The sequence below is a fragment of the Enterobacter sp. 22466 genome, from assembly GCF_052044775.1.
Classification (GTDB): Bacteria; Pseudomonadota; Gammaproteobacteria; order Enterobacterales; family Enterobacteriaceae; genus Enterobacter; species Enterobacter dissolvens.
This window is the reverse complement of record NZ_JBQENX010000004.1, coordinates 54,711-70,992: the sequence shown is the minus strand read 5'-3', so window position 1 is coordinate 70,992 and position 16,282 is coordinate 54,711. Positions and strand designations below refer to the sequence as shown.

The 16,282-nt window shown below is 51.8% G+C and carries 19 protein-coding genes and 1 pseudogene; 12 read left to right on the top strand and 8 right to left on the bottom strand.

The genetic code is table 11. The annotated features are described in order from the left end of the window. The first annotated feature begins 760 nt into the window (after positions 1-760). A complete protein-coding gene (locus tag ACTJJI_RS12525) occupies positions 761-1,264 on the top strand; it encodes a non-heme ferritin-like protein (protein ID WP_014832434.1) in 504 nt (167 codons plus the stop codon). Positions 1,265-1,420: 156 nt separating this feature from the next. Next, positions 1,421-2,764: an anaerobic C4-dicarboxylate transporter gene (locus ACTJJI_RS12520; protein WP_203461328.1), complete on the top strand. Its 1,344-nt coding sequence runs from the start codon at positions 1,421-1,423 to the stop codon at positions 2,762-2,764. Positions 2,765-2,812: 48 nt separating this feature from the next. On the opposite strand, the gene ACTJJI_RS12515 is transcribed toward ACTJJI_RS12520, so the two are convergent. The 3 genes from ACTJJI_RS12515 to ACTJJI_RS12505 all read right to left on the bottom strand — a co-directional run bounded on the left by ACTJJI_RS12515 (position 2,813) and on the right by ACTJJI_RS12505 (position 4,017). Continuing rightward, positions 2,813-3,064 carry a DUF2766 family protein gene (locus ACTJJI_RS12515; RefSeq protein ID WP_014832436.1) on the bottom strand — a complete coding sequence of 84 codons (252 nt, stop codon included), beginning with the start codon at positions 3,062-3,064 and terminating at the stop codon, positions 2,813-2,815. 107 nt (positions 3,065-3,171) lie between these two features. After that, positions 3,172-3,255: a stress response protein AzuC gene (gene azuC, locus ACTJJI_RS12510; protein ID WP_014832437.1), complete on the bottom strand. Its 84-nt coding sequence runs from the start codon at positions 3,253-3,255 to the stop codon at positions 3,172-3,174. A gap of 123 nt (positions 3,256-3,378) precedes the next feature. Beyond that, positions 3,379-4,017, bottom strand: a complete 639-nt coding sequence (locus ACTJJI_RS12505) for an RpiB/LacA/LacB family sugar-phosphate isomerase (protein WP_014832438.1) — start codon at positions 4,015-4,017, stop codon at positions 3,379-3,381. A gap of 255 nt (positions 4,018-4,272) precedes the next feature. Between ACTJJI_RS12505 and yecR the strand changes: the two genes are divergently transcribed. Together yecR and ftnA are read left to right on the top strand one after the other, a co-directional pair. Beyond that, positions 4,273-4,611, top strand: a complete 339-nt coding sequence (yecR, locus tag ACTJJI_RS12500) for a YecR family lipoprotein (protein WP_014832439.1) — start codon at positions 4,273-4,275, stop codon at positions 4,609-4,611. Between the two features lie 195 nt (positions 4,612-4,806). Further along, positions 4,807-5,304 (top strand): non-heme ferritin, encoded by a 498-nt coding sequence (gene ftnA, locus ACTJJI_RS12495; RefSeq protein ID WP_014832440.1) that lies wholly within the window; start codon positions 4,807-4,809, stop codon positions 5,302-5,304. A 36-nt stretch (positions 5,305-5,340) separates the two neighbouring features. Here the strand turns inward: ftnA and ACTJJI_RS12490 are convergent, their stop codons facing one another. Next, on the bottom strand, positions 5,341-5,682 hold the full coding sequence (locus ACTJJI_RS12490; protein WP_014832441.1) for a hypothetical protein: 342 nt from the start codon (positions 5,680-5,682) through the stop codon (positions 5,341-5,343). Between the two features lie 249 nt (positions 5,683-5,931). Between ACTJJI_RS12490 and tyrP the strand changes: the two genes are divergently transcribed. Beyond that, complete coding sequence (gene tyrP, locus ACTJJI_RS12485) at positions 5,932-7,143, top strand: tyrosine transporter TyrP (RefSeq protein ID WP_014832442.1); 1,212 nt, start codon at positions 5,932-5,934, stop codon at positions 7,141-7,143. 33 nt (positions 7,144-7,176) lie between these two features. Here tyrP and ACTJJI_RS12480 read toward each other — a convergent pair whose 3' ends face one another. Further along, positions 7,177-7,845 (bottom strand): YecA/YgfB family protein, encoded by a 669-nt coding sequence (locus tag ACTJJI_RS12480; protein WP_050860116.1) that lies wholly within the window; start codon positions 7,843-7,845, stop codon positions 7,177-7,179. Positions 7,846-8,269: 424 nt separating this feature from the next. On the opposite strand from ACTJJI_RS12480, the gene ACTJJI_RS12475 reads away from it, so the two are divergent. The 7 genes from ACTJJI_RS12475 to ACTJJI_RS12445 all read left to right on the top strand — a co-directional run bounded on the left by ACTJJI_RS12475 (position 8,270) and on the right by ACTJJI_RS12445 (position 14,387). Continuing rightward, positions 8,270-9,391 (top strand): branched-chain amino acid ABC transporter substrate-binding protein, encoded by a 1,122-nt coding sequence (locus ACTJJI_RS12475; protein ID WP_014832444.1) that lies wholly within the window; start codon positions 8,270-8,272, stop codon positions 9,389-9,391. 99 nt (positions 9,392-9,490) lie between these two features. Then, on the top strand, positions 9,491-10,405 hold the full coding sequence (locus ACTJJI_RS12470) for an ABC transporter permease subunit (protein WP_219279210.1): 915 nt from the start codon (positions 9,491-9,493) through the stop codon (positions 10,403-10,405). A gap of 11 nt (positions 10,406-10,416) precedes the next feature. Then, positions 10,417-11,691, top strand: a complete 1,275-nt coding sequence (gene livM / locus ACTJJI_RS12465) for a high-affinity branched-chain amino acid ABC transporter permease LivM (protein ID WP_014832446.1) — start codon at positions 10,417-10,419, stop codon at positions 11,689-11,691. Next, a complete protein-coding gene (locus ACTJJI_RS12460; RefSeq protein ID WP_440654280.1) occupies positions 11,688-12,563 on the top strand; it encodes an ATP-binding cassette domain-containing protein in 876 nt (291 codons plus the stop codon). The genes livM and ACTJJI_RS12460 overlap by 4 nt, the downstream gene beginning before the upstream one ends. Continuing rightward, entirely contained in the window at positions 12,560-13,276 is a 717-nt protein-coding gene (locus tag ACTJJI_RS12455) for an ABC transporter ATP-binding protein (protein ID WP_050860098.1), read from the top strand. The genes ACTJJI_RS12460 and ACTJJI_RS12455 overlap by 4 nt, the downstream gene beginning before the upstream one ends. Before the next feature lie 152 nt (positions 13,277-13,428). After that, complete coding sequence (locus ACTJJI_RS12450) at positions 13,429-13,911, top strand: Hcp family type VI secretion system effector (protein WP_440654277.1); 483 nt, start codon at positions 13,429-13,431, stop codon at positions 13,909-13,911. Continuing rightward, positions 13,908-14,387, top strand: coding sequence for a DUF2778 domain-containing protein (locus ACTJJI_RS12445; RefSeq protein WP_232943379.1), 480 nt, complete (start codon positions 13,908-13,910; stop codon positions 14,385-14,387). Before ACTJJI_RS12450 ends, ACTJJI_RS12445 begins: the two co-directional genes overlap by 4 nt. A 634-nt stretch (positions 14,388-15,021) precedes the next feature. Here the strand turns inward: ACTJJI_RS12445 and ACTJJI_RS12440 are convergent. The 3 genes and pseudogenes from ACTJJI_RS12440 to ACTJJI_RS12430 all read right to left on the bottom strand — a co-directional run bounded on the left by ACTJJI_RS12440 (position 15,022) and on the right by ACTJJI_RS12430 (position 16,234). Beyond that, positions 15,022-15,381: pseudogene (locus tag ACTJJI_RS12440) on the bottom strand (hypothetical protein). Continuing rightward, positions 15,378-15,914: a lysozyme gene (locus ACTJJI_RS12435; protein WP_440654275.1), complete on the bottom strand. Its 537-nt coding sequence runs from the start codon at positions 15,912-15,914 to the stop codon at positions 15,378-15,380. The pseudogene ACTJJI_RS12440 and the gene ACTJJI_RS12435 overlap by 4 nt, the downstream one beginning before the upstream one ends. Beyond that, positions 15,911-16,234 carry a hypothetical protein gene (locus tag ACTJJI_RS12430; protein ID WP_440654273.1) on the bottom strand — a complete coding sequence of 108 codons (324 nt, stop codon included), beginning with the start codon at positions 16,232-16,234 and terminating at the stop codon, positions 15,911-15,913. Before ACTJJI_RS12430 ends, ACTJJI_RS12435 begins: the two co-directional genes overlap by 4 nt. Positions 16,235-16,282: the final 48 nt, after the last annotated feature.

Genomic DNA, 16,282 nt, shown 5'->3' with positions numbered 1-16,282 from the left:
TTTGCGTGCTTCTTATTTAATCGGACTTAAAACAAGGCATTAGCGCTTACCTCGTCATAAGCGTTAGTGCTGGTGATAGTTTTAGCGGGAAATTAATCATCCATAAGAGAGCGCCATCACACCGCAGAATTACAGTAATTGCGTACATAAATTCAGCGAAAAATGACATGAAAATGGCTGGAATTGTCGGACAAACGAAACAGAGATAAGCAGAATTATCCATAAGATCAGCCAAGAAATCCCTGATAACCAGACACGCGGGCTGCGGCCGCGATGGTGGCAGGAAGATCTCCTCATCCAAATGTGTTCTGAACCCGTGTTGCGGGAAAAATGGCATCAGGCGCTATTGAATAAAATTGATTTAGCGCAATTTAATCAATGCATCATATAGTTGAAAGAGTTAATCCTGAATTATCCATTTGACCGAGTATTATTTCGACTCACTATTTCCGCCCGGAAAATATCTATAGACAAATACAAATAAAGCATAAATATCAATCAGTTAATTAAATTATGATTTATAACAACATATTGTTATTTTTGTACTATATTAAATTTTGTAATGTATGGTAAAAGCAAGCCAATTAAGAGTTTTCTTAATCCTCTCGCAGGGGTATGCTTATTTATATCGAACACAGGAAGTGAATATTCGGTCGACTTTTGTCGCTGCAGAAATGTTTTTCTGCCACTCACTCGTCTTAACCTGCCCGTTCAGGTTTTGTTACGGACATCACACCCAACAGTCTATAAGGATATTGGTATGACTACCCAAACGATGATGCAAAAACTCAATGCGCAGATGAACCTGGAGTTCTATGCGTCGAATCTGCACCTCCATTTGAGCGAGTGGTGTTCTGAAAACCGTCTCAACGGTACCGCCACTTTTTTTCGTACCCAGGCGCAGAGTAACGTCACCCATATGATGCGCGTCTTTGACTTTATGAAAGGCGCAGGGGCAAACCCTATCGTCAAAGCCCCTGATGCGATTAATGGTCACTACTCCTCGCTGGAGGAGTTATTCCAGAAAACGCTTGAAGAGTATGAGCAACGCTGTGTCACGCTGAATAAACTGGCTGATGAAGCCAGGGCACAGCATGACAGTACTACCCTGCAGTTCTTGCGCGATATGGACAAAGAGCAGCAGCAGGACGGCATACTGCTCAATGCGCTGGCGGATGAGCTCCGCAATGCACAGCTGGCCGGTTTATGCCCGGAACAGACCGACCGCCACCTGCTTGATCTGGTGACCGTACAGCACCACTAAGCATTTTCGCCTGCTCCCGTCAGGGAGTGGGCCTCTTTTCTCACAGCCAACCTTCTGCTTTTCCTGAGATTTAACAAATCAGATCTCGCTCTCATTGATTATCCATACAAAATGTAATGATTTATTTAATTACATAATTAATGACGAGGGAGCATCATGATCACCATTGAGTTTATTGTCATCCTCCTGTGCCTGCTGACAGGCACCCGTTTTGGCGGGATGGGACTCGGGTTAATAAGCGGTATCGGCCTTTTTATTTTGACGTTTATCTTTGGTCTGCAGCCCGGTAAACCCCCGGTTGATGTGATGCTGACCATCCTCGCCGTGATCGGTTGTGCGGCTACCCTGCAGACGGCAGGCGGCCTGAATGTAATGATGCAATTTGCCGAGCGCCTGCTGCGCAAACATCCTCAGCACATCACCCTCCTCGCCCCCTTTACCACCTGGATGCTGACCTTTCTGTGTGGTACCGGGCATGTGGTATACACCATGTTCCCGATTATTGCCGATATTGCCCTGAAAAAAGGGATCCGCCCGGAACGCCCGATGGCCGTCGCATCGGTGGCATCGCAAATGGCGATTACCGCGTCTCCGGTCTCCGTTGCCGTGGTGTCGCTGATATCGATCCTGGGTGCCCAGCACGGCATCGGTCACGCGTGGGGGATCCTCGAAATTCTCGCCGTGTCGGTTCCCGCCTCGCTGTTTGGTGTGGCGACTGCCGCCCTGTGGAGTTTGCGCCGCGGGAAAGATTTAGCCGATGACGTGGAATTTCAGGAAAAGCTGAAGGATCCGAAACAGCGTGAGTTTATCTACGGCGGAACCGAGACGTTAATGAATCAACGTTTTCCGAAACAGGCCTACTGGTCCACGTGGATTTTCTTCGCCGGGATCGCGGTGGTTGTCCTGCTTGGCGCATTGCCTGAACTGCGCCCGGCGTTTGAGGTGAAAGGCAAAATGACGGCGCTGTCGATGAACCTTGTCATCCAGATGATGATGCTCATTGCGGGTGCGGTGATGCTGGTCGCCTGTAAGGTCAATGCGGCAACCATTTCTAACGGCGCGGTATTCAAAGCCGGGATGGTGGCGATTTTCTCAGTGTTCGGGGTGGCATGGATGAGTGATACCTTTTTCCAGGCGCATCTCGACGAGCTCAAGCTGGCGCTGGAAGGGGTCGTGAAAAGCCATCCGTGGACCTATGCCATCGTGCTTTTCCTGGTCTCTAAACTGGTGAACAGCCAGGCGGCAGCGCTGACGGCCGTTGCCCCGATGGGCCTGATGCTGGGTATCGATCCGAAAATGCTGATCGCTTTCTTCCCGGCGTCGTATGGCTACTTTGTGCTACCCACCTACCCAAGCGATTTGGCCTGCATCGGTTTTGACCGTTCAGGAACAACCCGTATCGGCAAATTTATCATCAACCACAGCTTTATCCTGCCGGGGTTAATCGGGGTGAGCTGTGCATGCGCGGCAAGTTATTTGCTGGTGCAAACTTTCTTTTAAACGCTTTCCGGGCGACAGACGCTGTCGCCCTTCTCACATTGCTTAACGTTAGTGAGACTCGCCCTGCGGCGTGAATCGCAGTTCAATCAGCGCGATAGCTTTCTGGATCGCCCGAAGCGTGACCGGATCTGCCGCCGCGGGATGGCTGGTAAAATCGATGTTTTTCAGCTGGGTGGACATCTTCTCGCGCACTTCGACCGGTGCAATAACATCTAATACATCAAGGATTTGTTTGATGACCAGCTGGCATGCAACGACATCAGACACCAGCTCCTGATCGGCGCTCAGGTTTTGAGACATGGGGTTTCTCCTTATTTAAAGGCCGCCATAGTAACAAAACACGCCCCCTTTCATCTCCCTTCTGGCGATCGCAGGCATAAAAAAACCTGCCGAAGCAGGTTTTTTTATCAGAACATTGCGCCTGGCGGCACGTCTTTAAATGTGTTGCAGTAGTTAGCCCACATGCTTTTCAGGATTTTGCGCAGTTTCATTGTGATGCTCCATTAACTTGTTATACAACTTTATCGTCAATGTGCCTATAATATGACCACCATCACAAAAATCAATATTTTTGTGACTCACATCACAATTTTCTCTGCATACAGCCACGCATTTTAGCCGACAATCTCGCGCACAAAAGCCTCGATCTCTTTGTCCTGACAATTTTCAAAGAAGCACTGCTGGAAGCGCTGGCCGGATACGGCAGTTTTCACCAGCTCAGGATCGATAGCCCGTAACGTGTCCAGATAGTTCTCTTTCACCACAGCCGCTTTGACCTGATTCAGGATCCCCGCGTTACGGACCTGAGGCTCCTTACGCTCTGGCGGGTAACCTTCTCCCTTGCGCCCGGTGAACGCTTTTTCGAAAATAAAGCGTACGTTCAGCTCAGCGCCCCAGCCAAAGCCTTTGGCAAACGGCAGTGAAAGCGCGTTACCGTTGTTGATCTGAGCGAAGAGAAACGCATCCGCAGGATCGATGCAGTAGCCGCAGATCACGCCCGGGTGGATGTTCAGCGACATCAGCGCCCCCTGGCCCGTTCCACATCCCGTCACAACAAAATCAACGGCCTTCGCGTTCAGCAAAATGCTCGCCATAATGCCCAGATGGATATAGGTCAGATGATGGTCGTTCTCGTCGCTCATCCCAACGTTAAACACCGGGAACCCTTTTTCGTCGGCGACCGTTTTTAACTCTTTCAGTATCAATGGGTTTTTAGCAGCCTGGCTGTTTTCCATCATCAGTGCGATTTTCATTGTCTCTCTCCTGAATGCGTTACGGGAGTGCCCGCTATGGATACGTTGTCATCATCACCCTACTATCTGACAAACGCACTTTCAAATTAAATGAAATATTGTTTTAAAAAAATGAAGTGGGACTCACAATTTTCATCCTGACAATGGCTTAACCCGCCCGTTGCAAAGAGAAAGGGTAGATTATCTGGCTATTCCAGCCATTGCACCGGACAGCGACAGGTACGATAACGTATTTCCATCTACTTAGAGCGAACCATGAAAAGAGTCTACGTTGTCGGTACGATCCTGCTGCTCGCGGGATGTAGCATCAACCGCCAGGCACAGGTGAGTAGCCTGGATGCGCCGAACGGGATAGTCCGCCTCGACTATGGTCAGGCCGCGCTGCAAAACGCCTGGTCTGATGAATATGTTAATAACGGCACCGCAACTAAAGCGTGTCAGGGCATGGGATATGCCACCGCGTCTGCCTATGGTCAGCCCATTAAAACCTGCACCCTGATTAGCGGCTCACTGTGTCTGAACGAGAGCGTCACTATCCAGTACAAATGCATGGGTTATGCTGTTAAACCGGCCTCTAATAACCCGTGGTATTAATCTGCGCTGCCAGTCCTGGCTGGCAGCCAGTAAATAAAATAATTCTCATTTATAAATATAAAAAATTGCCAATGCGTTTTATTCCCATTCGTATTTTTAAATAAGCAGATATTTATTTTACTTTTTGCATATAATTAAATAACAAATTATAGTGTCGCTCATTGTGAACCAGAAATAATAAACCGGAGCGTCACCATGCTGAAAACTGAAATGATCGACAAGCTCAATGCTCAGATGAACCTTGAGCTTTTTTCATCCCTGCTCTACCAGCAGATGAGCGCCTGGTGCAGCTATCACAGCTTTGAAGGTGCCGCCGCGTTCCTGCGTCGTCACGCGCAGGAAGAGATGACCCACATGCAGCGTCTCTTTGATTATCTGACAGATACCGGCAGCCTGCCGCGCATTGATAACGTGGCATCGCCGTTTGCGGAGTATGGCTCGCTTGATGAACTGTTCCGTGCCACTTACGAGCACGAGCAGCTGATCACCCAGAAAATTAACGAACTGGTGCATGCGGCAATGACCAGCCAGGATTATCCAACCTTTAATTTCCTGCAGTGGTATGTCGCTGAACAACACGAAGAAGAGAAGCTGTTTAAATCTGTGCTGGATAAATTGTCGCTGGTCGGTAAAACCGGTGAAGGTCTTTACTTTATTGATAAAGAACTCTCAACGCTGGATACCCAGAATTAATATCGATAGGGCGCTGACTTTCAGCGCCCTATTTTTTTACATGCAGCCAGCACAGCTCGTACAGCGCCAGTCATGCGGATTTATGGCCTGGAAAAAGTATCGATAGTTGGCCGTCTCAAGGGGAATACCCGCATCAAAGAAAACATCCGTCAGCCAGTCCACGTTTTCGATAATCCACTCATCTTCTTTTAACCCCTGTGCGAAGGTCTCATCCTCTGGATCGATTATCGAATAAATAGCCCAGGTTCCCATATCTTTCTCGCGTCGGGATTCCGGCAGTACCAGCGCCGTATTCTGCCAGCTGATGATCCAGTGGCCGTGGCATAACAAATTACCGCCCCGGCTCCAGGCCGCCGTGAATGGATTCTCTCCCGCCATCAGAACCTCACTTTATTTTATTTTTTGCAATTTCTGTTTAAATTACGCCTGATTTTCGCGCAATCCTATTGTCCTTATGAAGTAGGCCCTCGTATCAGAAGGATCAGTGACTTACCGGGCAGCTTATGCCCGGCCAAAAATGTAAACTTTATATTACACAGCTTGTAACGGTGATTTGACGAAATACGGCTTTTCCCTTACTCTGCGCCGCAGATTTTGTCGCGATCGTGAAGCGTTGTAGAGGAAAGCGTGAAAAACAGAACCCTGGGAAGTATTTTTATCGTCGCCGGAACGACGATTGGCGCAGGAATGCTGGCGATGCCGCTGGCCGCCGCGGGCGTCGGATTTGGTATGACCTTGTTGCTGCTGGGCACACTCTGGGCATTAATGTGTTACACCGCGCTGTTACTGCTTGAGGTGTATCAACACGTGCCTGCCGATACCGGGCTGGGTTCGCTTGCGGCACGCTATCTGGGCCGTTACGGCCAGTGGATTACCGGCTTTAGCATGATGTTCCTGATGTACGCCCTCACTGCCGCCTATATTAGCGGTGCCGGGGAATTGATCGCCTCCAGCGTGAACGACGGGTTCGGTTCGGGTATCACCCCGGCGACGGGGGCCATCTTCTTTACGCTCATCGGCGGCGGCGTGGTCTGTGTGGGCACCTCGCTGGTCGATCTGTTTAACCGTTTCTTGTTCAGCGCCAAAATTCTCTTTCTGATCGTAATGCTGGTTCTGCTGGCACCGCATGTTCACAAAGTCAACCTGCTGACGCTGCCGCTGGAAAAAGGGCTGGCGCTTTCCGCGATCCCGGTCATTTTTACCTCATTTGGCTTCCATGGCAGTGTGCCAAGCATTGTCAGCTATATGAACGGCGATATTCGCAAGCTTCGCCGCGTGTTTGTCATCGGTAGCGCCATCCCGCTGATCGCCTACATTTTCTGGCAACTGGTAACGCTGGGCAGTATCGATTCTTCCACTTTTATTGGCTTGATGGCGGAACACGCCGGTCTGAACGGTTTTCTGCTGGCGCTGCGTGAAGTGGTCACGTCGCCACACGTGGAACTGGCGGTACACCTGTTTGCCGATCTGGCGCTGGCCACGTCATTCCTGGGCGTGGCGCTCGGTCTGTTTGATTATCTGGCGGATCTGTTCCAGCGTCGCAATTCCGTCTCCGGTCGCTTACAGACGGGGGCGATCACCTTTCTGCCTCCGCTGGCCTTTGCCCTGTTCTATCCGCGCGGGTTTGTCATGGCGCTGGGGTATGCGGGGGTGGCGCTATCCGTCCTTGCCCTGTTGCTCCCTTCTCTGCTGGCGTGGAAAAGCCGTCAACAGCATCCCCGGCAAGGGTACCGGGTGGCGGGCGGAAAACCGCTGCTGTGCATTGTGTTTGCCTGCGGGGTGGTCATTATTCTGGTGCAATTCTTAATTGCGGCGGGAATGCTGCCGGAAGTGGGGTAAAAAAAAGGGGGCTATCAACAGCCCCTTTTTTTATCAGTGCAGGCAACAGCTCTTAAACTTCTTCCCGCTGCCGCACGGACACGGATCGTTACGCCCGACCTTTGTGCCGTTCACAATCGGTTTCTGCGCTTCCGGCTGCTGAGGGTTAGCTGACCAGTAGTCGTACAAACGCAGCGCCGCTGGCTGAATACGCTCGATGCTGGCGATGTACTCCTCTTCGCTCAGGGCATCCAGTTTCTCGCTGTTCTCTTCTGAGCCGTGAAGCGCAATGGCATCCAGATCCGCTTTCAGCTCTTCAGGCAGTGCAGACCAGTCGGTCAGCGACACGCCGCGCATATAGCCATAGCACCACTCTTCCACAACGGTGTAGCTCTGGCCGTCCACGTCGTTATAACCAAACATTGGCTCAAACTGTTCCGGGAATTCGCTCAGGCGCTCAGCAATGTCGTTCATATGCTTAAAGCAGAGATCGATAAAACGGTTCATTTCACGATCGTTTTTCCAGCGCGGGATATATTTCTCACCGCCCCATACCGCCACCAGCCAGGTGTCTGGCTCGACAACCACGGGGCCGGAAAGCACTGCCGTAAGCATGCCGTCCAGTTCGGACACGTCAATCACGGACGCATCGTCATGACCGTAAGACATTAACGTCTCTTCCAGCCACTCCATTTCGCTTTCATTTAATGGGCCTTCAGTCATTGCTGACACTCCTGATCAAAAAGGAAAGGATCCTAACACATATCGTACGCCTTTCCCGGCGGAAGTTACGCGAATTATTGCTGCAAAAACGTGCAAATCGTGACCCTTGCACAACTTATGGGCTTTATTGTTAATGAGATGTGATCTCCGCTGTAATTTCAGCGTGTCCCGCAAGGCTGCGTAAAACGGCGCTCTATACTCAACCTGTCGCAACGCCGTCAATGGGTTAACCATTCTGGCAACGATTTTGCTTAATGTTCTGCACGCGACACTGCGCATGGAAACCTCGCCGTATTAAGCAGGATGCTGACTGTATCTTGTTCGTTGAATCATTTTTTTCTCGCTGGTGTTTTTGATTGGCTGCGCCGTCGGGCGTTCGGGTTTACACCGTGGTGCAAAAACCTCTTTGCTAAGGAACACAATAATGTCGCTGAAATTAATCAGAACTCCTCTTTCTCTTGTGTTGGCCGGTTGTCTGGTGACGGCATTTTCCGCCCGGGCAGATATTGTCATTGGCGTGGCCGGGCCATTCACAGGCCCCAATGCCACCTACGGCGATCAGTACTGGCACGGCGCAACACAAGCTGCAGAGGACATTAACGCCGCTGGCGGGATCAACGGTGAAAAAATTAAGCTGGTACAGGGAGATGATGCCTGCGAGCCCAAGCAGGCCGTTGCCGTCGCCAACCGTTTAGTCGACCAGGATAAAGTCAACGCGGTAGTCGGCCATTTCTGCTCCTCGTCCACCATGCCCGCCTCCGAGGTATACAGCGACGCGGGGATCATCGCCATCACACCAGGCTCCACCAACCCGCTGATTACCGAACGCGGCATGAGCGATATGTTCCGCATGTGCGGCCGCGATGACCAGCAGGGCCAGGTCGCCAGCGATTTCATTATCGACAAGCTGAAAGCCAAACGGGTAGTGATCATTCATGATAAAGACACCTACGGCCAGGGCCTGGCGGACGCCACCAAAGCCGCACTGGCAAAACGCGGCGTGCAGGATGTGATGTACGAAGGGTTATCCCGCGGGGAAAAAGACTTTAACGCCCTGGTCACCAAAATTGGGGCGCAAAAACCGGACGTGGTGTTCTTCGGGGGCTGCCACCCTGAAGCCGGTCCGCTGGTTCGTCAGATGCGCGAACAGGGGGTGCAGGCAAAATTCTTCTCCGGCGACTGTATTGTCAATGAAGAGATGGTGACCGCGGCGGGTGGCCCTCAATATACCAACGGCATTTATATGACCTTCGGTAAAGATCCGCGCCTGATCCCGGACGGTAAGGCGGTCATTGAGAAATTCCGTGCGGGTAAATTCGAACCGGAAGGTTACACCCTTTACTCCTATGCCTCCGTGCAGGCTATCGCCGCGGCATTCAAGGCCACGGGTGGCAAGGATTCAGCCAAAGCCAGCGAATGGCTGAAGGCGAATTCGGTCGATACGGTGATGGGTAAAAAAGCCTGGGACAGCAAAGGCGATCTGAAAGTCTCTGACTACGTGGTGTATCAGTGGGACGACAAAGGTAAGTATAAGGAAGTGCCGTAACGGGACGGAGTCACGCTCAACGTCGGCAGGGCCGCCTGCCGACGCAAACAACACATCTGGCTGCGCGGGTTGCGCGGCCGTTATAAAGAGCGCGCTAAGATGAGTACATTCTTCCTGCAACAGTTAATTAATGGCTTAACGCTGGGCTCCGTCTACGGACTGATCGCCATCGGGTATACGATGGTGTACGGCATCATCGGGATGATTAACTTCGCCCACGGCGAAGTGTATATGATCTCTGCCTATCTCTGCGCGATTGGCCTGGCGCTGCTCTCCTTCTTCGGCCTGCAGTCATTCCCACTGCTGATCCTCGGCACGCTGGTATTCACCATGGTGGTCACCGGGGTGTATGGCTGGACCATCGAACGCATTGCCTATAAACCGCTACGCAACTCCACCCGTCTGGCGCCGCTGATCTCCGCCATCGGCATGTCACTTATCCTGCAAAACTACGCGCAACTGAGCCAGGGGCCGCGTCAGCAAGGGGTTCCCACCATGCTGGATGGCGTGATTCGTCTGCATGTGGGAGAGGGGTTCGTGCAGATCACCTACACCAAAGTATTCATTCTGCTCGCCTCTTTTGCCGGGATGCTGTTACTCACCTGGATAATCAGCCATACCCGGCTGGGACGAATGTGTCGTGCGGTACAACAGGATCGAAAAATGGCCTCCATTCTGGGGATAAATACCGACAGGATTATTTCACTGGTATTTGTCATCGGCGCGGCAATGGCCGGTCTGGCGGGTGTGCTCATTACCATGAATTACGGCACTTTTGATTTCTACGTCGGGTTTGTCATTGGTATCAAGGCCTTCACGGCCGCGGTGCTCGGGGGGATCGGCTCTTTGCCCGGCGCGATGCTCGGCGGGCTGATTCTGGGGGTGGCGGAAGCCCAGTTCTCCGGCATGGTGAACTCGGACTACAAAGATGTGTTCTCGTTTGGGCTGCTGGTCATGATCCTGATTTTTCGTCCTCAGGGGCTGCTCGGCCGCCCTGTTGTGGCCAAAGTGTGAAGGAGTACGCGATGACATCACACGGTTTCTCCCTCAAGCGCTGCCTGCTGGACGCGATGTTTTCCGGGCTGATCGCATTGATTATTTTTGGCCCGATTGCAGGCGTGGTGCTGGACGGGTATAGCTTTAACTTTGCCGGACAGCGGCTGGCCTGGATGGTCGGCACAGTGATGGTTGGGCGTTTTCTGCTGAGCGCTTTTTTAAGTACCGCTGCGGGGGCCCGTTTTCAGGCGCGGTTCGAGGCCGACAGCGCGGGGGTATATGTTCGCCCGCCGGAATACAAAAGCCGCCTGCGCTGGGTTATTCCTCTGGCGATCGCCCTTGCGATCTGCTTCCCCTTTGTCGCCACCAAATACCTGTTGACGGTTGCTATCCTCGGGCTGATTTACGTCCTGCTCGGCCTCGGGCTGAATATTGTCGTGGGTCTGGCCGGACTGCTGGATCTGGGGTATGTCGCCTTCTACGCCATCGGCGCTTACGGACTGGCGTTGGGGTATCAATATCTGGGACTCGGATTCTGGAGCATGCTGCCGCTGGCGGCAATCATGGCCGCTGCCGCCGGTGCCCTGCTCGGCTTCCCGGTGCTGCGCATGCATGGCGACTACCTGGCGATTGTGACGCTCGGGTTCGGGGAAATTATCCGTCTGGTGCTGAACAACTGGCTAACCTTTACCGGCGGGCCTAATGGCGTGTCAGCCCCGCCGCCCACGTTTTTCGGTCTGGAGTTTGGTCGCCGCGCCAAAGAAGGTGGCGTGCCATTTCATGAGTTTTTCCATCTGACGTACAACCCGAATATGAAGTTTATCTTTATTTACGCGGTGCTGTTTCTGGTGGTGCTGCTGGTGCTTTATATCAAGCATCGCCTGACGCGAATGCCGATTGGCCGGGCATGGGAAGCCCTGCGGGAAGATGAAATCGCCTGCCGCTCCATGGGCCTCAACCATGTGCTGGTTAAACTTTCGGCCTTTACGCTGGGCGCGTCAACGGCCGGGATTGCGGGCGTGTTCTTTGCCACCTATCAGGGGTTTGTGAATCCAACCTCGTTCACCTTTTTTGAATCTGCGCTGATCCTCGCCATCGTGGTGCTGGGCGGCATGGGCTCCACGCTCGGAGTCGTGCTGGCAGCCTTTGTGCTCACCGTGACACCCGAACTGTTGCGCAGCTTTGCTGAATATCGCGTCCTGCTGTTTGGCATGCTGATGGTGGTGATGATGATCTGGCGTCCGCGCGGGTTGATCCGCATTAACCGCAGCGGCTTTGCCGTGCGTAAGGGCGTGGCGCCATGAACGGAACGATTTTAAGCGTTGAACACCTGATGATGCATTTTGGCGGGATCAGGGCGCTTAATGATGTCAATCTCGACGTGCAACGCGGCTCGATTACCGCCCTTATCGGCCCAAACGGCGCTGGCAAAACCACCGTCTTTAACTGCCTCACCGGCTTCTATAAAGCGTCCGGCGGGAGCATCCAGTTTACTGCACGCAACAAAACGACCAACGTCATTCAGGTGCTCGGGCAAAAATTCCAGCCGGGTGACTGGATAAATCCAGCACAGTTGGGGCAGCGCCTTTTCTATAAGATGTTTGGCGGGACGCATCTGGTTAACCGCGCCGGGCTGGCACGTACTTTCCAGAACATCCGCCTGTTCCGTGAGATGTCGGTCGTTGAAAACCTGCTGGTCGCACAGCATATGCGCGTTAACCGTAATTTGCTCGCCGGAATTCTCAATACTCCTGCTTACCGACGGGCAGAGAACGACGCCCTGGACAGGGCCTTCTACTGGCTTGAGGTGGTGGATCTTGTGGATTGTGCCAATCGCCTGGCGGGCGAGATATCCTACGGCCAGCAGCGGCGTCTGGAAATCGCGCGAGCCATGTGCACCGGACCAGAAATGATCTGTCTGGATGAACCCGCCGCCGGGCTCAACCCGGTTGAAACGCACAAGCTGAGCAACATTATCCGCTTTCTGCGCGACCACCACGGCATCACGGTACTGTTGATTGAACACGATATGGGGATGGTGATGGAGATTTCGGACGACATTATTGTGCTCGACCATGGAGACGTCATCGCCAGAGGGAAACCCGAGCAGATCCAGCATGATGAAAAAGTGATTGCCGCATATCTGGGCACCGATGAAAGCGAGGTCAATCTATGAGCACTCCGATGCTGGCCTTCCGCGAGGTGGACGTATTCTACGGCGTGATCCAGGCGCTGAAACAGGTAACTCTTGAAGTAAACAAAGGGGAAACCGTGGCGCTGATTGGTGCTAACGGCGCGGGTAAATCGACATTACTGATGTCTATCTTCGGCCAGCCGCGTATTCGCAGCGGGCAGATCGTGTTTTGCGGAGAGGACATCAGTCATAAATCGACCCACTATGTCGCCTCCGAAGGCATTGCCCAGGCGCCGGAAGGACGACGCATTTTTCCCGATATGACCGTGGAAGAGAACCTGCTGATGGGGACCATCCCCATTGGCAGCCAATTTGCGACAGAAGATATGCACACCATGTTTGACCTCTTCCCTCGCCTCAAAGAGCGGCGTAAACAGCGCGCGATGACCATGTCCGGCGGGGAACAGCAGATGCTGGCTATCGCCCGGGCGCTGATGAGCCGCCCTAAACTCCTGTTACTGGATGAACCCAGCCTCGGCCTGGCCCCGATTGTGGTGAAACAGATCTTCCAGACGCTGCGCGAACTGGCCCGCAACGGGATGACCATTTTTCTGGTGGAGCAGAATGCGCACCACGCGCTGAAGCTTTCTGACCGCGGCTACGTGATGGTTAACGGGCAGATCCGCCTGAGCGGCAGCGGTGAGGAATTGCTGGGAAATCAGGAGGTGAGGAAGGCGTATTTGGGCGGGGTGTGATTTAATACAAGAGAACCTTTTTAAATTATTTTATATAAATAACAATGAGTTATTCATAAATCTTATAGCACGCAATGCCTTGAGAAGGTCTGAATTTGTTGATTTATTAGTCTTTGACAATCAGGTCAAACTCACTGAAAAGGAGCATCAGAATGGCTATACCTGCATACCTTTGGCTTAAAGATGACGGTGGAGCAAACATCAAAGGGTCTGTCGATGTTCAATACCGTGAAGGTAGTATTGAAGCTCTTGGTTTTGGGCATGGTTTACATCTTCCTACTGATAGCGCAACCGGCAAAATTACAGGTACACGAGTTCACTCCGCATTAAATTTTGAAAAAGAATTCGATTCATCAAGCCCATATCTTTATAAAGCTGTGGCGCATGGGCAAACGTTACAATCAGCGGAATTTAAGTGGTACAGGATTAACGACGCTGGGCAGGAAGTTGAATACTTCAATATGTATCTTGAAGGGGTAAAGGTAGTGTCTGTATGCCCCGTCATGCACGATGTGAAAGATCCTACTACTGAAAAGCACAACCATCTTGAAAGCATATCTTTGCGTTATGAACGCATAACCTGGAAGCACTGCGACGGCAATATTCTTTTTACTGATTCTTGGGCAGACAGATGATCCGTTGTTATTTTCATATGAATAATGGGCAGCTATCGTCACTAAGTTGTCCTGGTGTGGGTTTTTTCGCCGCCTATTCAGGCAATAAAGGGAAGCACAGAAACAACCCAGATTCTGTAGCAATCGCCAAAAGGGGGCCTCTTCCTCCGGGTAATTATTACATTGTTGTAAGATCTCGGGGTAATCTGAAAAACCGTACCAGCAATTGGATGAAGTCAATTCGAAGCGGATCGGACCGTGACTTATGGTTTGCACTCTTGCGTGAAGATGAACGGATTGATGACACTACTTTTATAAATAAAGTTGAGCGAGGATCATTTCGTCTACACCCGGCAGGAAGCAGTGGCAATAGTGATGGGTGTATAACGCTTGTCTCTCTCAATGATTATATGGTGCTTTGGAGAGCGCTTGTCAGAACCCCATCAACGATGATCACCCCTCAACTACGTGCGTTTGGCACTATACAGGTCTACTGATGAAACCCGTTCACTCAGTGCTTATCTGGCTTGCCGAATTGAGCTTCTTAAGCATTCTTTACTGTATATTCTGTTACTTCACGCCTGATTTGGAGCTATATGACTGGTATGTAGAAAAGTATGGGTTTGTTATCGAAGAGGATTTTCTGGATTACTACACATTAATTCTCTATTTGATAGCGATTGCAGTAACTACTGCATGTATATGGCTGATCGCCATCATGCGAACAAAGAGGCACTGATTAGCGCATTGTGAAAGAAATAAAAAAACCGCCTTAAGGGGCGGTTTCACGACACTGCTTATTGCTTTGATTATTCTTTGTTTCCCATGGTAGCCGGAGTGGGACTTGAACCCACACAGCGCGAACGCCGAGGGATTTTAAATTGGTTGTTAAAACTCATAATATCAATACGTTGTAGATTTTTTCCGAACATAGAGCAAAACTACAACACTTTAAATACATGTACTTACAACCTATCCGCAATCAATCTTCGGAATGGTTAGTGAATAGATATTCGCTATTCCGTGGCAATGTACCACGCCTGCCAACGATAGATGTTTGTCCGCAGCTCCCGCACGCACTCCGTCGTCTGAGTATCCGCCTGTAGGTCTTCTTCACCGTCCCGTCCGGCGTCACTTGCCTTGCACGGTGGGTTCATCAAATCCTGGGATATTGTTGGCCGCATCGATTGCTCGCTGCCGCAGCTACACAGCGTGATCGTCAAAATCGCACTTAGTATGATTCGGGTCGTTAACATATTTCACCACGTCGCGATAAATGGTCCGGTAAATCACTTTTCCTTCTGCGCTGGCCGCTGCCGCTTTCAGCTCCCCGGCGGCGACGGTTTTCTCAACCTTTTTGTTCTTTGCTGTATGTTCGTTGTTTACCTTGTCGCTGTGCGCATACCAGCCTTTCAGGTAACCGGCGTAATATGCACCAGCAAACAGCGCCAGCAAAACGGCCAGCGCTAACAGCTTCGCTTTAACTGTCACTGGTCTATCCCCCAGCAAGTAAGCGCGCTTTCCTGATCCCGGCGCACAACCTGACCATAGCAGCCATTCTTCTGGCCTTTAGTCAGGCGGCAGTCGCGGCCACCGTCTCTTACCCACCAGCGGATCGCCTCGCATGCCCCGTGGCGGTCACCGGCATTGATCCGCTTGTAGAACGTGGAAGGGAAGCACTTACCCGGCCCGATGTTGTAAGGGCAAAATGAAGCAATACCCGCTTTCTGCGGTTCAGTCAGTGGCACCTTGATATTCCGGTCAACCCACGCCAGAGCCTTATCACGTTCAATAGAGTTTACCTGGTCGCATTTCGTCTGCGTCAGCTTCATGCCCTGCACCACCGGTTTACCGTCCACTGTTGTGGCACCACGGCAAATCGTCCAGATACCGCCGCCATCGCGGTACGCTATCAGGCTATTACCTTCTTTTTCAACGAGAAACTGGTCGAGAATAACCGACGCTGGCGCACCGGCGAGTACCAGACCAAGAACAGCAGCACTTAATTTCGTCCTGTTATTCACGGCTGGATCTCCGTTTCTTCCATAACGCGTTGTACTTTCGCAACCACCTCATCGGCCTGCGTCATATCGTGGTTATCAGACTTATTCAGGTAATCAACGATGGCGCGGTTACGCTGTTTGTCCAGGTTCAGCCGCTCGGCGCTCGCCTGGCGTTCAGCTTTTATGGAAATACGTCGGTCAAGCCAGCTTAAAAACGAAATAAGAAAACCAAGCACGGCCAGTGTCAGGTACGCAAGTTCCAGCGTGGATATTCCGATAACTGCTGCAACAGTAGTGATGGCGTTGCCGAGCAAAGAAAGCCAGTTGTTTTGTGGGTTCATCCTCATGCCTCCCCCCCGTGGGGAAGATCGTATGGTGGGCTGAGAGTA

What these genes read in the sequence shown, in the direction of transcription:
- ACTJJI_RS12525 (WP_014832434.1), top strand. Translation starts at nt 761, where the DNA reads ATGACTACCCAAACGATGATGCAAAAACTCAATGCGCAGATGAACCTG.
- ACTJJI_RS12520 (WP_203461328.1), top strand. Translation starts at nt 1,421, where the DNA reads ATGATCACCATTGAGTTTATTGTCATCCTCCTGTGCCTGCTGACAGGC.
- ACTJJI_RS12515 (WP_014832436.1), bottom strand. Translation starts at nt 3,064, where the DNA reads ATGTCTCAAAACCTGAGCGCCGATCAGGAGCTGGTGTCTGATGTCGTT.
- azuC (WP_014832437.1), bottom strand. Translation starts at nt 3,255, where the DNA reads ATGAAACTGCGCAAAATCCTGAAAAGCATGTGGGCTAACTACTGCAAC.
- ACTJJI_RS12505 (WP_014832438.1), bottom strand. Translation starts at nt 4,017, where the DNA reads ATGAAAATCGCACTGATGATGGAAAACAGCCAGGCTGCTAAAAACCCA.
- yecR (WP_014832439.1), top strand. Translation starts at nt 4,273, where the DNA reads ATGAAAAGAGTCTACGTTGTCGGTACGATCCTGCTGCTCGCGGGATGT.
- ftnA (WP_014832440.1), top strand. Translation starts at nt 4,807, where the DNA reads ATGCTGAAAACTGAAATGATCGACAAGCTCAATGCTCAGATGAACCTT.
- ACTJJI_RS12490 (WP_014832441.1), bottom strand. Translation starts at nt 5,682, where the DNA reads ATGGCGGGAGAGAATCCATTCACGGCGGCCTGGAGCCGGGGCGGTAAT.
- ACTJJI_RS12480 (WP_050860116.1), bottom strand. Translation starts at nt 7,845, where the DNA reads ATGACTGAAGGCCCATTAAATGAAAGCGAAATGGAGTGGCTGGAAGAG.
- ACTJJI_RS12475 (WP_014832444.1), top strand. Translation starts at nt 8,270, where the DNA reads ATGTCGCTGAAATTAATCAGAACTCCTCTTTCTCTTGTGTTGGCCGGT.
- ACTJJI_RS12470 (WP_219279210.1), top strand. Translation starts at nt 9,491, where the DNA reads ATGAGTACATTCTTCCTGCAACAGTTAATTAATGGCTTAACGCTGGGC.
- livM (WP_014832446.1), top strand. Translation starts at nt 10,417, where the DNA reads ATGACATCACACGGTTTCTCCCTCAAGCGCTGCCTGCTGGACGCGATG.
- ACTJJI_RS12460 (WP_440654280.1), top strand. Translation starts at nt 11,688, where the DNA reads ATGAACGGAACGATTTTAAGCGTTGAACACCTGATGATGCATTTTGGC.
- ACTJJI_RS12455 (WP_050860098.1), top strand. Translation starts at nt 12,560, where the DNA reads ATGAGCACTCCGATGCTGGCCTTCCGCGAGGTGGACGTATTCTACGGC.
- ACTJJI_RS12450 (WP_440654277.1), top strand. Translation starts at nt 13,429, where the DNA reads ATGGCTATACCTGCATACCTTTGGCTTAAAGATGACGGTGGAGCAAAC.
- ACTJJI_RS12445 (WP_232943379.1), top strand. Translation starts at nt 13,908, where the DNA reads ATGATCCGTTGTTATTTTCATATGAATAATGGGCAGCTATCGTCACTA.
- ACTJJI_RS12430 (WP_440654273.1), bottom strand. Translation starts at nt 16,234, where the DNA reads ATGAACCCACAAAACAACTGGCTTTCTTTGCTCGGCAACGCCATCACT.